The 13,106-nt window shown below is 69.1% G+C and carries 6 protein-coding genes; 3 read left to right on the forward strand and 3 right to left on the reverse strand.

Annotated features, from left to right (window positions below):
* Window positions 1–176: 176 nt before the first annotated feature.
* From LAO51_17615 to LAO51_17625, 3 genes are all read right to left on the reverse strand, one after another.
* Entirely contained in the window at window positions 177–3,143 is a 2,967-nt protein-coding gene (locus LAO51_17615) for a TonB-dependent receptor (protein MBZ5640558.1), read from the reverse strand.
* A 37-nt stretch (window positions 3,144–3,180) separates the two neighbouring features.
* Window positions 3,181–4,542, reverse strand: a complete 1,362-nt coding sequence (locus LAO51_17620; protein MBZ5640559.1) for an alginate export family protein — start codon at window positions 4,540–4,542, stop codon at window positions 3,181–3,183.
* Between the two features lie 142 nt (window positions 4,543–4,684).
* Window positions 4,685–6,844, reverse strand: coding sequence for an alkaline phosphatase family protein (locus LAO51_17625; GenBank protein ID MBZ5640560.1), 2,160 nt, complete (start codon window positions 6,842–6,844; stop codon window positions 4,685–4,687).
* A gap of 146 nt (window positions 6,845–6,990) precedes the next feature.
* On the opposite strand from LAO51_17625, the gene LAO51_17630 reads away from it, so the two are divergent.
* From LAO51_17630 to LAO51_17640, 3 genes are all read left to right on the forward strand, one after another.
* Window positions 6,991–7,608 (forward strand): TetR/AcrR family transcriptional regulator, encoded by a 618-nt coding sequence (locus tag LAO51_17630; GenBank protein ID MBZ5640561.1) that lies wholly within the window; start codon window positions 6,991–6,993, stop codon window positions 7,606–7,608.
* Entirely contained in the window at window positions 7,605–8,699 is a 1,095-nt protein-coding gene (locus tag LAO51_17635; GenBank protein MBZ5640562.1) for an efflux RND transporter periplasmic adaptor subunit, read from the forward strand. The genes LAO51_17630 and LAO51_17635 overlap by 4 nt, the downstream gene beginning before the upstream one ends.
* Before the next feature lie 3 nt (window positions 8,700–8,702).
* The coding region (locus LAO51_17640) for an efflux RND transporter permease subunit (protein MBZ5640563.1) at window positions 8,703–13,106 on the forward strand (4,404 nt) is incomplete at its 3' end.

Consider the following 13,106-nt stretch of genomic DNA (forward strand, 5'->3'; position numbering starts at 1 on the left):
CTCTGGACCAGGTGCTGAATCGTTGGCTGACCGGGGCCAGAGTCCCCGAAATTCAGGCCGCCGAGGCTTCCCTTCCTGTGCCCGATCCAGCCGCACCTCCCGTTTTCGATCGCGGGGGCGGGGGTCCGGGGGCAGAGCCCCCGGATGCCCGCCCCGTCGGTAATTGGCGAAAAGGACTACCACAAGATCGCGAACTGCACGTCGTACCTGCGCGGCCCCTGGATGTTGCCGTAACTTGACGGGTGGCCGAACACGTAGTCGGCCCCTGCCTCCGTGCCGTTTTGAGGGTTCGGGTACCACTGCTGATTCACCGTGATGGGCGCCGCAGCGTTCGTGACGTTGAACATTTCCAGGCGGGTCTGCCACGTCACCTGCTTGTTGAAGGCGAACCGATAGACGAGGGAGAGATCGAGCGCTTCGAACGCCTTGGCATGATGGGAGCCCGCGGGCTCGTAGTAGTTGAGCACGAGCGCCGTCTGATCGAGCGTGTCGTTTCCCGGAACCACCGTCCCCAGCGGCGCGTCCTGCGTCCCGTCGGCCCCGGGTCCGACGACCACGTTGAGCTGCGAGTCCTGCCTCTGATACGGGATCCCGCCGATGTAGCTTCCCACCGCGCCCACGCTCAGCGCGTGGCGCTTGCTGTGGAAGGGAACCTGGTAGTTCGCGAAGAGCTTCAGCGCCTGGCGGCTGTCCCACGGGAGATAGCCGAACCGGTTCACGGTCGTCTCCGGGACCCCCGCGTAGCTGCCGAACGTGTCGAACCCCTGGTCGTTCTGGACGTTTCCCTCCGCCTTCGAGTACGTGTAGTTGCCCTGGAGCTGCCAGTTGCCCGCGAATCGCTTCTCGGCCGAGAGCACCAGCGCCTTGAAGTCCCGCTTCGCGGCGCCGTTGTTGTCCAGCCGCTGGACCTTCGTAGGAACCCCGTCGGCGTCGTAGGTGTAGGTGTAGCTGAACGTGATCACGTCCTTCCAGGTCCGGTCGATGGCCTTGACGCCCACCCCGAAGCTCGGGGTGAACGCGTGCTCGTAGCCCAGCGTGTACTCGTCGATCGCCTGGGGCTTGATCCCCGGCGCGAATTGCGATCCGGCGGCGGACGGACGGACCGAGCTCTGCAGCACCCACGTCGGCGTACCCGGGGTCGGGAACGTGGCGTTGAGGTAGGTGTCGTAAGAGGACTGGCCTCCCGCCGCCCGCACGAACGGGCTCAAGGTCGCCAGATTGATCCCCGCGAGGTAGCGGGCCGCGGTCGCCTTGATCACGTCCTTTCCCTGGCCCGTCACGTCGAACGTCGCGCCGATTCGCGGGGCGATGCCGCTGGAGTCGATGATCTTCTCCCCGACGTCGTTCTCGTTCTGCGACTTCTCGTAACGCAGTCCCAGGTTGAACGACCAGTGCGGGCTCAACGCCCAGTCGTCCTGCGCGTAGAGGGTCGTCAGCTTGGTGGTCGACCCGCCGGGTCCCGGAGGCGCGAAGTCGGTCCACGCGAAGTACCTCCGGTTGTTGACGTCGAAGGCGTCACCCGCGGGCGGCGCCGTCACGAAGCCCTGGAGGTAGAAGAGGGCGTTGCCGGCGATGACCGAACTGCCCACCGCGTCCTGTTTCTCGTAGTCGAGGCCGACCTTGACGGTGTGACTTCCGGCCGACTTCGAGTTGAAGGCCATCGTCGCCGCCGCCTCGTACTGCTCCCGGTTCCGGTCCTCGGGGACCGGCGCGAAGATGCTGTTGTCGAAGAGGTTGCCCGTGTTGAGGTCGATGACCGGGGCGGGGACGTCGCCGGTGGTCGCGTGGGGGAAGTCGGGCCGCGCCGGGACCGGCGTGAACGGCGAGATCTGGAAGCTGTTCTGATACCTGGCGTATTTGACGTCCGTGAAGATCTTCGGGCTCCACACCGCGTTCCAGCTCCCGACGTACACGTGCCCGCCCTGGTGCTGGAAGTCCACGTCGTAGGTCTCCCAGCAGCTCCCGCCGAAGAACTGGTTGCCGTAGCACACCGGAACGCTCGCGGGGTCGCTGGAGAACGTGTACTGCAGCTTGTGGTTGTTCGTCGCCTGCCAGGTCAGCTTCGCGTTGGAGAAGTCCGCCTCGAACACGCGGGTGTACGTGCCGTTGGCGAAAGGACCGCCGAGGGGGTCGCCGAGGATCTGGTTGCTTGCGTTCTCCGACCGGTTGTACGAGACGAAGAACCACGCCGCGTCCCGGACGATCGGTCCGCCGAGGGTGGTCTCGACGTCGTTCGCCTTGCCGTCGGCGCCGCGGTTGTTGGGCTGCACCGGGACATCGAAGCAGTTGAGGTCGTCCGAATTGCATCCCTCCGGTTGGGGGTGGGGGGCCGCGAGCAGGCTCGTCGCGCTCGAGCCGAACTGGTAGGTCCACGCCGGGTTCGTGATCACGTTTCGGAGCGATCCGGTGAAGTTGTTCCCTCCCGACTTCGTGATCAGGTTGGACAGGCCGCCCTGGAACGACCCGTACTCCGCCGAGACCCCCGTGAGCTTGACGTCCACGGCCTCGATCGCGTCGTAGTTGATGTTCGCGCCGAACGTGCCCGTCACGGGGTCCCCGATGCTGACCCCGTCTACCAGGTAGACGTTCGCGCTCGCACTCCCTCCCATCATGTTCGGATTGCCGCTGCCCGAGACGTCCAGGACGCCGGGAGCGAACGTGAGGAGCGACTGATACTGGCGGGCGACCGGGAGGTACTCCGCGTAGTCGGTGGTGACTTGCGTCTCGGTCTCGGTGGACATCGTGTCCACCACCGGCCGCTGGGCGGACACCGAGACGGTTTCGGTGATCTCCCCGGCGCGGAGCGCGAGATTGACCACCGTGGTCTTGTCGATGAGCACGTCGGTGCCGGACTCGATCTTGGTGTAGCCGGTCAGCTCGGCGATCACGCCGTAGTGGCCGGGCGCCAGCCCCGGCGCGAAGAAATTGCCGTCCTTGTCGGTGAGGAGCACGCGGTCGCGGATCAGCGAGGGAGAGCGGCAGACGATGGTGACCCCGGGAAGCGCTTCTCCCTTCTGGTCAACGACCTTGCCCCGGACCGTGCCGGTCTGGGTCGAACCGGCCACCGCCAGGTCCCCGCCCAGCGTCCAGGCGAGCGCCACGGCGAGAAGGGCGGCGACCAGGACTCGTTTTGATCTGAACATAGCCAAACCTCCTCGAGCCATGGATCGAGCCATGATCCTAGAAGCGTACGATCGTGTTCACGTAGAGCCGCCGGGCGGTGTCCTGGGCGAACAGCGGGGGCTCCGCGGCGGCCGCGGTGCCCGGGTAGATCTGGGCGAAGCCCACGTCGAGGGTGACGTGCTTCCCGTAGTCGCCCGAGGCGGAGACGCCGAACTCCTGCCCGAGGCTGCGTAGCGAGCCGGCGGCGGCGATGTCGGTGGTGCGCCGCTGCGTCTGGCCGAACACCTTCAGGCGCACCCCGCTCGGGATCTTCACGTCGAAGAGCACTTGGAGCACCTCGTAGCCGGGGACGCCGCCGATGTAGGCCTGGTTCCGCCAGAAGCCGGTCCAGGCGTCGACCAGGCCGTAGCGCTCGTGGAAGTTCATCGCCAAGGGGACGAAGGTCTCGTTCGTTCCGGAGGTGCCCGCGTCGTCCCCCGAGTACCGGGCGTAGCGGAGCTGGATCCGGTAGGGATCCCCCGCTCGGATCCAGACCCATCCGCCGGTCAGCTCCATCGCGTTGGCGTGGATCGTCGCGAAATCGGTCCGCTCCGTGTTGACCGTGTTGCCAGTCTGGGCGGCCAGGTCGCCGTTGAAGAACGGCCCGGTCTTGGCGCCCCAGGAGTAGCGCACCGTGTACGTCCAGCGCTTGTCCTGGAACGGGAATCCGCCCACGGAGCGGTGGTCGAAGGAGTAGAGGATCGCGGCGTCGAGGCCGTTCGTGCCGGGGAGCTTCCACGTGGACCAGAGACCGTAGAGGTCAAAGTCCCCGCCGGACGCGTCGATGGGGTTCCCTTCGGCGTCGGTGAGATTCCTGAGGATCTCGGGCTGCTCCAACTTCGCCACGCTGGCCCAGAACGGGGTGACGGTCGCCCGGTGGAACTCGAGGTCGCCCCGGATGCCGTCCCAGGAGGTGCCGCCGTAGAAGTCCAGATCGCCCAGGAGCCACTGGTCCCCGAACACGAGGCGCTGCCTCCCGACCCGCAAGGAAAACGGTTGGTCGTAGATGTGCTTGGCATCCACGTAGGCTTCGAAGAAGCCCACCTGGTTGGCGAAACTGCTCACCGTCGAGGTTCCGCGAATCGGCGTCTGGTCCTCGCCCCACTTGCCCAGCGCCTGAGCGTTGAGCGTCACCGAGACGCCCTTGTCCAGGCCAATGTCGGTTCCGAGGTTGACCCGGTACGACGCGTAGCCGATCTTGTCGTCACGCGCCGCCGAAAAGTCCGTGAGGTTATCGTTGTATTCGGGACGCATCCTCAGGCTCCCGAACCAATGCCATGTCACTTCGTCGGTCCCCGTGGCCGTCTCTGCGGCGGCAGGTCCCGGCGAGCCGAGCGGAACGAGGGAGAGCAAGCCCGCTATCAGCAGCCACCTTTTCATGCGCACTTCCTCCTCGTCTTTCGCACGCATGTGGGATACCCGGGGCCCACCCTCGTGTTCCCGGCTGCACACACTTTTGCGGACGATCCGTTCGCGACCGGGGCAGGGAGGCCGGTGCGGTCCGCGGCGCGGAACAGGAGGCTTACCGACCCAGCCCGTCCAGCAGCTCGCGGGCCTCCCTTTGGTGCGGATCGAGCGCCAGGGCCTTCTCGAGGACCGGACGCGCTTCGCCCGACCGTCCGGCGAAGATCAGGGCCTTGCCGTATAGCGCCAGCGCGCGCGGGCTTCCGCCCGCCCGGTCCACGAGCTTCGCAAGCAGCTCGACCGCGGGCTCGGGGCGGCCGAGGAACAGGTCCAGGTTCGCGAAGCGCTCCAGGGCCGAGGGGAAGCCGGGCGCGAGAGCGAGGGCCTCCTGATAGAGCGAAGTCGCCTCGTCGAATCGCTTCCGCTCCTCCGCGAGGATGGCGAGACCGACGCACCCGCCGGCGCGGTCCTCTGGCTTATCGGAGAGCTTGCGCGCCACCGCGAACAGCCTGCCGGCTTCGTCGACATCCCGGCGCTCCAGGAGCGCTTCCGCGAGGAGCAGCGAGGTCCGTCCGTTCGCCGGGTCGATCGCGAGCGCGCGTCTCAGGCTCCGGATGCCGTCGTCCCGCCGACCCGCCGAGAGATACGCCTCGCCCAGGGCAGCGTGGGCGTCGTGAACGGTCGAGTCGAGCTTCACCGCGCTCTCGAGGGCCGGGATCGCAGCGCCCGGGTTCCCTTCCTGGATGCGGACCAGCCCCTCGCCGAGGTACCCCAGCGAGAAGCCGGCGGCGTCGCGCTCGAGCGCGAGGAACACATCGAGCGCCTCGCGCCTCCTGCCGGAATCGAGGAGGACGACCCCCTCGTTGTACCGGTTGAGCGGCACGGCCGCTTGTCCGTCCGCCGCCGGCCGCAGGTGCTCACCGGGCGATCCTCCGATGTATCCCAGCGCTCGCAGCTTGGCCATCTGATCGTCCGGCGCGATCTCCGCGGGAGCGGGCCGCTCCCTCTCGCCGGCGGATTCGTAGTCGGCGATCGTCCGCGCCGGCTCGGTCAGGAGATCGGGAGCGAGCGCCGCCTCCACCGGCTTGCCTTTCAGCGTGCGCGCGAGGGGGATCCCCACGAGCCTGAAGATCGTGGGAAGGACGTCGTAGATGCTGCTCGGCGGCAACGAGCTGCCGGCCCGGACGCCGCGCCCCCACAGGAGCAGGATCCCCTGTGGACGATGCCAGGCAGGAGCCTGGTTGGCGAAGGCGGTGGCCTCGGGGGTGCGAGGCCGTCTGTCACCCGTCTTGAAGCCGTGGTCGGAAAGGATGAGAAGCGTGGTCGTCCTCGGGTCGATCCGCGCGGCGAGCTCCCCGACGATCCGGTCGATGCTCTCGTAATAGCGGTCGAACGCGCCCGCGAGGCGGCGGGCGTCGTCGAGGATCACCCCGGCCGGGGGCGGCGGGGCGTACGGCTCGAACAGGTGGCCGACGGCGTCGGTACCTTCGAAGTAGACCGCCGCGATCGCCGGGTCGTAACGCTCCATCAGGATCGGGACGAGACGCCGGTAGAGCTCCGTGGTGCGGAGGACCCCGAAGAAGGTCGCGAGCTTCTCGCCCTGCGCGGCCGCGGGGATGTCGTTCTTCCCGCCGCCGGAGAAATAGGCCGCCGCGGCTTCGTCACCGACGTCCCGGTCCACCTCGGCTCTGAGCCGCTCGATCTCGGGGACCAGCGATTCCGGGTAGGCGAGCCCCGTCGAGACGGGCCCCGCCCCGCCCGCGACCTGATGCGACCCCACCCGGTCCGAGACCAGGTAACCGTTCACCTTCTCGGCGGGCCAGCTCGCGTACCAGCCGATCACGCCCACCCGGACACCCCGGTCGGACGCGACGTTCCAGAAGGCGCGGACCCGCCGCTCGTCCGACCGGACCGGCTCGGCGACGCCGTTCCGCACGGTCAGGAAGCCGACGATGCCGTGGTCGGTGGGAGGTCTACCCGTCGCGAGGGTCGTCCACACCACCGGGGAGAGGAGGGGCTGCTCCGAGTCCAGGATCCCCGACGCCCCTTCGCGGCGGAGCCGCGAGAGGTTCGGGAGGCGTCCCGCCGAGGCCAGCCGGTCGACGATCTCCCAGTCAGCCCCGTCCAGGCCGACCACGAGCACTTTCCGCACGGGGACGGATAAGGAGGTCCGCGCCTCCGGAACGCCGGTCCCGCCGCCCGGCCCGCCGCACGCGGCCAGGACGAGCAGTGCGAGGAGCGGGACGGCGCGAGCGCGCGGGAACGTGGAGCGCCTCATCCCGCCACGATCGTAACACGGTGCGGCGCTCCCGCTCGGCGACCGTCGCTCGCCCTTGACACGTTCTCCGGTCGCTTGCTATACCTACCGGTAAGTAACTAGAGCTGGGCGCCGGAGCCGGCGCCGGCGAACGGAAGGCGGGGGCGATGGGAAAGGCGGCGGCGGTTCCCGTGGAGGCGGCGGAAGGCAAGGTGAAGGAGAAGCTCTACTCCGCCGCGGCCGAGGTGTTCGCGCGGAAGGGGTACGCGTCGGCGACGGTCCGGGAGATCGTCGAAAAGGCGGGGGTGACCAAGCCGGTCCTCTACTACCACTTCGGCAACAAGGAAGGGATCTACAAGGCGATCCTCGACACGGCGCTCCGCGACTTCGACGATCGGCTCCTGGCCGTCGAGCGGCTCAAGGGACGCGCGTCGCTCCGCCTCAGGCGCCTCTGCCACGAGGTCTTCGGGATCTTCGAGAGACATTCCGACGCGGTCCGGGTCATGCACGCCATCTACTACGGCCCGCCGCAGGGAGCGCCCTTCTTCGACTTCGACCGGGCGCTGTTCCGGCTGCACGACGGCGTGCTGAGGCTGGTCCGGCAGGGAAAGCGGGAGGGGGAGTTCCGCGGGAGCGCGGACGCGATGGCCCTGGCGGTCCTCGGCGCCCTGAACGAGTGCATCGATCTCGAGCTGACGCACCCGAAGCTGGCGGTCGGGGCCCCCGGATTCGGGAAGGTCCTCGACGTGGTCTTTCGGGGGATGAAGGGGAAGGACGGACGATGACGACCAAGACGACGCTCGCCGGAATTCTGCTCCTGGCCGCGGCGGCCGCCGCCTCGTGCGCCTCGAAGGCGGACAACCCGCAGGGGGGGCGCCCGCCCGTGGCAGTGGAGACCGCGCCGGCGGTGACCGGCACGCTCGAGGAGAGCATCGAGGTGGTGGGCTCGCTTGCGCCGAAAAACGACGCCGAGGTCCGCGCGGAGTACGCCGGAGCCGTGGCCGAGATCTACGTCAGCGAGTGGGTCCCGGTGAAGAAGGGGACGCCGCTGGCCCGCCTGGACACCCGCGAGCTCGATGCGGCGGTGAGCGCGGCGGAAGCGTCGGCCCGCGAGGCGGAGGCCGCGGTCGAGCGCGCCGACCGGGAGTACGAGCGCGCCGTCAAGCTCAAGGACGCCGGGCTCATGACCCAGCAGGGGCTCGACGAGGCGCTCACCGCCAAGGACGCCGCGCGCGCCGCGGTCGAGGCCGCCCGGGCCCGGGCCGCGACCGCCGGAGCGCGGCTCGAGAAGGCGATGATCCGGTCCCCCCTCGACGGCATCGTCGCCTCCCGCGACGTGAGCGTGGGCGACTTCGCCGACAAGGGCTCGCTCTTCCGCGTGGTGGACAACCGCCTCCTCGATCTCGTCGTCACGGTGCCGTCGGGACGGATTCACGGGGTAAGGGTCGGGCAGAAGCTCGTGTTCTCGAGCGACGCGGTCCCCGGCCGCTCGTTCGAGGGGACGGTGGCGCACATCAACCCCGAGGCCGAGGCCGGGAGCCGTGCGGTGCGCGTCCTGGCGGAGGTGCCCAACCCCGGCGGCGAGCTGAAGGGCGGCCTGTTCGTCAAGGGCCGCATCCTGACCGGCGCGCGCTCCGGCGTCGTCCAGGTGCCGCGCGCCGCCCTCCTGTCCTGGGACGTCCGGGCGAAGAAGGCGGACGTGTTCGTGCTCAGCGGTGACACGGCCAGGAGGCGAACCGTGGTGACCGGGGCGATCGCCGGGGACGCCGTCGAGATCGGCTCGGGCCTCGCCGCCGGGGACGTGGTCGTGACCCGCGGCGCGTTCAACCTCAGGGACGGCGACCGGGTGGCGGTGGCCGGGAACCGGGGGGCCTGAGCCGTGTTCCTCTCCAATCTGTCCATCAAGAGGCCCGTTTTCGCGACGGTCCTGATGCTGGGCCTCGTGACCCTGGGGCTGTTCTCGTACCGGCGTCTCGCGATCGACCTGATGCCCGACATCGAGATCCCCGTGCTCTCCATCGTCACCGAGTACCCGGGCGCCTCCCCCGAGACCGTGGAGCGGGAGGTGACCAAGCCGATCGAGGAGGCGGTCAACCCGATCTCGGGGGTCAAGCACGTGTCCTCGGTGTCGCGGGAAGGCCTCTCGAGCGTCGTGGTCGAGTTCGATCTCGAGGTGAAGATCAACGAGGCGTCGCAGGACGCCCGGGCCAAGATCAACGCGATACGCAACGAGCTTCCGGAGACGATGAAGGAGCCGGTGATCCAGAAGCTGGACTTCGGCGCCTTCCCCATCGTCTCCCTCGCGGTGCGCTCCACGAACCTCCCGCCCCGCGAGCTGACCACGCTGGCGGACCGGAAGATCAAGCGACGCCTCGAGAACATCCCGGGAGTCGGCAAGGTCAAGCTCGTGGGCTCGTCGAAGCGCGAGGTCGACGTCAACGTCGATCCGGCGCGAATCGAGGCCCTGGGCATGGGTGTCGACGAGATCGTCGCCGGGCTGCGCTCCGAGAACGTCAACACGCCGCTGGGACGGCTCAACCGCGGGACGTCGGAGATGCCGCTCCGGATCGCGGGGAAGCCGGGGGACGTGTCCGGCTTCGAGAGCATGGTCGTCGGGCGGCGCGGAACCCACACCATCACGCTGGGCGAGGTGGCGGAGGTGGTGGACGGGGTCGAGGAGGAGCGCTCCCTCGCGCTGGTCAACGGGGTCCCCGCCGTCGCCCTCAACGTCTTGAAGCAGAGCAAGGCCAACGTCGTCCAGGTCGTGGACGAGGTCAAGCGGACGATCGCGAAGCTCGGGGAGGAGCTGCCGCCGGGGACGGAGATCGCCGTGGTGAGGGACAGCTCGATCTTCATCCGGGAGTCGGTGGACGATGTTCAGACCACGCTCCTGATCGGCGGCCTCCTCACCGTGCTGATCGTGTTCTGCTTCCTGAACTCGTGGCGGTCCACGGTGATCACCGGCCTGACCCTCCCGATCTCGGTGATCTCGTCGTTCATCGCCATGTACTTCCTCGGCATGACCATGAACACGATGACGCTCATGGCGCTGTCGCTGGCGATCGGGCTCCTGATCGACGACGCCATCGTGGTGCGGGAGAACATCGTCCGGCACCTCGAGCGGGGAGAGGACCACTTCCAGGCGGCCCGGGACGGGACCTCCGAGATCGGCCTCGCGGTGCTCGCCACGACCCTCTCCATCGTCGCGGTGTTCGTTCCGGTGGCGTTCATGAAGGGGGTCGTCGGCCGCTTCTTCTTCCAGTTCGGGATCACGGTGACCTTCTCGGTGATGGTCTCCCTCTTCGTCTCCTTCACGCTGGACCCGATGCTCTCCTCGCGCTGGTACGACCCCGCCATCGGCGGCAAGGGGAAGCGCCTCCCGCTGGCGCGCCTTCTGGAGCGGTTCAACGACGCGTTCGACCGGATCGCGGACCGGTACAAGGCGGCGATCGCCTGGGCCCTCGACCACCGCAAGACCGTGGTCGGCGGCGCGGCGGCGGCGTTCGTGGCCGGGCTCGCGCTGTTCGCCTTCGGGCTGCAGTCCGAGTTCTTCCCGGTGTTCGACCGGGGGGAATTCAACGTCCGCTTCAGGACCGCCCCCGGATCCTCCATCGAGGAGACGAAGGGCCGGCTCGCCGCGGTCCTCCATGCGCTCGAAGGGTCGAAGGAGGTCGAGCACAGCTACGCCACCATCGCGGCGGGGGACTCGGACACCGTCCGCGACGGCCTCGTCTACGTGAAGCTCTCCGACCGAGGGAAGCGCGAGCGGGGGCAGGGGGAGATCCTGGCCGAGGTGCGCTCGCGGGTCGAGCGGATTCCCGGGATCGTCCTGTCGGTGGAGGACGACCCCGACCAGATGCAGAAGCCGCTGCAGGTCCTCGTCCGCGGCGACGAGATCCCCAAGCTGAAGGAATACGCCGCCGCGCTCAAGGGGGAGATGTACCGGATCCCGGGAGTCGTGGACCTCGAGGCCTCCATGGAACAGGACCTCCCGGAGTACCGCCTCGCGGTCAACCGGGAGCGGGCCTCCGAGGCGGGTCTCCGGACGGAGAGCCTGGTGCGGACTCTCGGAGTGCTCGTGGGCGGCCAGGCGGTCTCCACCTACGAGGACGAGGAGGGCGAGGGGGTGGACGTGCGGGTGCGGCTCCCGCTCGACCTCCGTCAGGACGTGTCGCAGGTCGGGGACCTGAGGGTCGCCGTTCCGGTTCCGGGGCAACCGCCGGCCCTCGTGCCGATCTCCGACCTGGTGACGGTCGAGCGGACCGTCTCCGCCTCGGAGATCAACCGGCGTGATCTCGCGAGGCAGGCGGTGGTCTCCGCCAACCTGAAGGACCTTCCGCTCGGAACCGCCGCCGCGGAGTCGCTCGAGGCCGCGAGCCGGATCAAGATGGCCCCGGGCTACCACGTGGTCATGTCGGGCGACACCGAGATCATGGAGGAGTCGTTTCGGTACCTCGGCGAGGCGCTGCTGCTGGCCATCGTCTTCGTCTACCTGATCCTGGCGGCGCAGTTCGAGTCGTTCATGGACCCGCTGGCGATCATGTTCTCCCTGCCGCTGTCCATCGTGGGAATGGCGGGCATGCTGTTCCTGACCCGGGACACGGTGAACCTCATGTCCCTGATCGGTCTCATCATGCTGATGGGGCTCGTGACCAAGAACGCGATCCTCCTGGTGGACTTCGCCAAGGTCCTTCAGCGACGGGGGATGAGCCGGCGGGAGGCGGTGATCACCGCGGGGCGGACGAGGCTCCGCCCGATCCTGATGACGACCCTCGCCATGATCTTCGGCATGCTCCCGCTGGCGCTGGGGATCGGCGCGGGCGCCGAATGGCGCGCCCCGATGGCGCGCGCGGTCGTCGGCGGACTCGTCACGTCGACCCTCCTGACCCTCCTCGTCGTTCCGGTGGTCTACACGGTGCTCGACGACCTCGCGGGGTGGGTCCGGAGGAGGTGGGACGCCAAGGGCGCGGTGGCCGCGGCGATCGTCGCGCTCCTGGCGTGGGGCGGGGGAGCCGCGCGGGCCGAGACCCCCCCGCCGAGGGTGCTGACGCTGGATGAGGCGGTCGCGATCGCGGTCGAGCGGAACCGCGACGTCCAGAAGGCGGTGGCGAGCCGGAGCTGGATCGAGGGGAAGTACCTCGAGGAGCGGGCCCAGGCGTTCCCCCAGGTGACGCTCGAGGCCAGCGGGGAGCGGCTGCACGACGAGAGCCAGCGCGCGCTGTTCGGGGAGTTCGCCAGCTTCATTCCGGTCCAGGAGGACATCAGGACCGCGGACGTCAAGGTGAGCCAGCCGCTCTTCACTTGGGGGAAGGTGGGCTCCGCGATCCGCGCCGCGAAGGTGGGGTTCGAGATCTCGGAGGACCAGATCCGCCTCGCGCGCCACGTCGCCGAGCGCGACGCGTCCGCGGCGTTCTACGATATCCTCCTGGCCAAGGAGATCGAGGCGATCGCGCGCCAGAACCTCCAGCAGAAGGAGAGGCACCTCGACGAGGCGCGCCGCAAGCTGGCCCTCGGAACCGCCACCGACTACGACGTGCTGGCCGCCGAGGTCGCGGTGGAGAACGCGCGGCCCGACACGATCCGAGCCGCGAGCGCGGTTCGAGCGACCCGGGACCGGCTCCGGTTCGTCCTCGCGCTCGAGGAGCCGGAGGTCGACGCGGCGGGCACGCTCGACGTCCGGCCTTCTCCCGCGCCGGACTACGAGACCGCGCTGGCCTCGGCGCTCGCGCGGCGCCCCGAGCTCCACGACCTCGCCCACCGCACGACGGCGCAGCAGGCGATCCTGACCATCGCGAGGACGGGAGACAAGCCGCGCCTCGACTTCCGCGGCTCGTGGGGGCGGAAGGACTACGACTTCCCGGACGTCTCCGCGGGCGGCAAGCTCTGGAGCGCGGGGATCTACATGACCTTCCCATTCTTCGACGGGATGCGCACCCGCGGCCAGGTGCGGCAGGCCGAGAGCGACCTGACGACGCTCTCGATCGACCTCGGCCGGGCGCGGGACGCGGTGGCCCTCGAGGTGCGCGACGCCCTCGACGCGGTCCGGGAGTCCGAGAAGATCGTGGAGGCCCTCGCCGGCACCGTGACCCAGGCCGAGCGGCTTCTCGGCATGGCCGAGAAGGGGTTCGAGCTGGGCGTCAAGACGCGTCTCGAGGTCGAGGATGCCCAGCTCAACCTGATGGCGGCCCGGGGGAACCTGGCCCGCGCCCGCCGCGACTACCTGGTCGCGAGGATCAACCTGGACTTCGTGACGGGGGCGCTGGGGGAGCGCGCGTCCGTGCCG

It is taken from the genome of Terriglobia bacterium (assembly GCA_020073205.1).
Classification (GTDB): Bacteria; Acidobacteriota; Polarisedimenticolia; order Polarisedimenticolales; family JAIQFR01; genus JAIQFR01.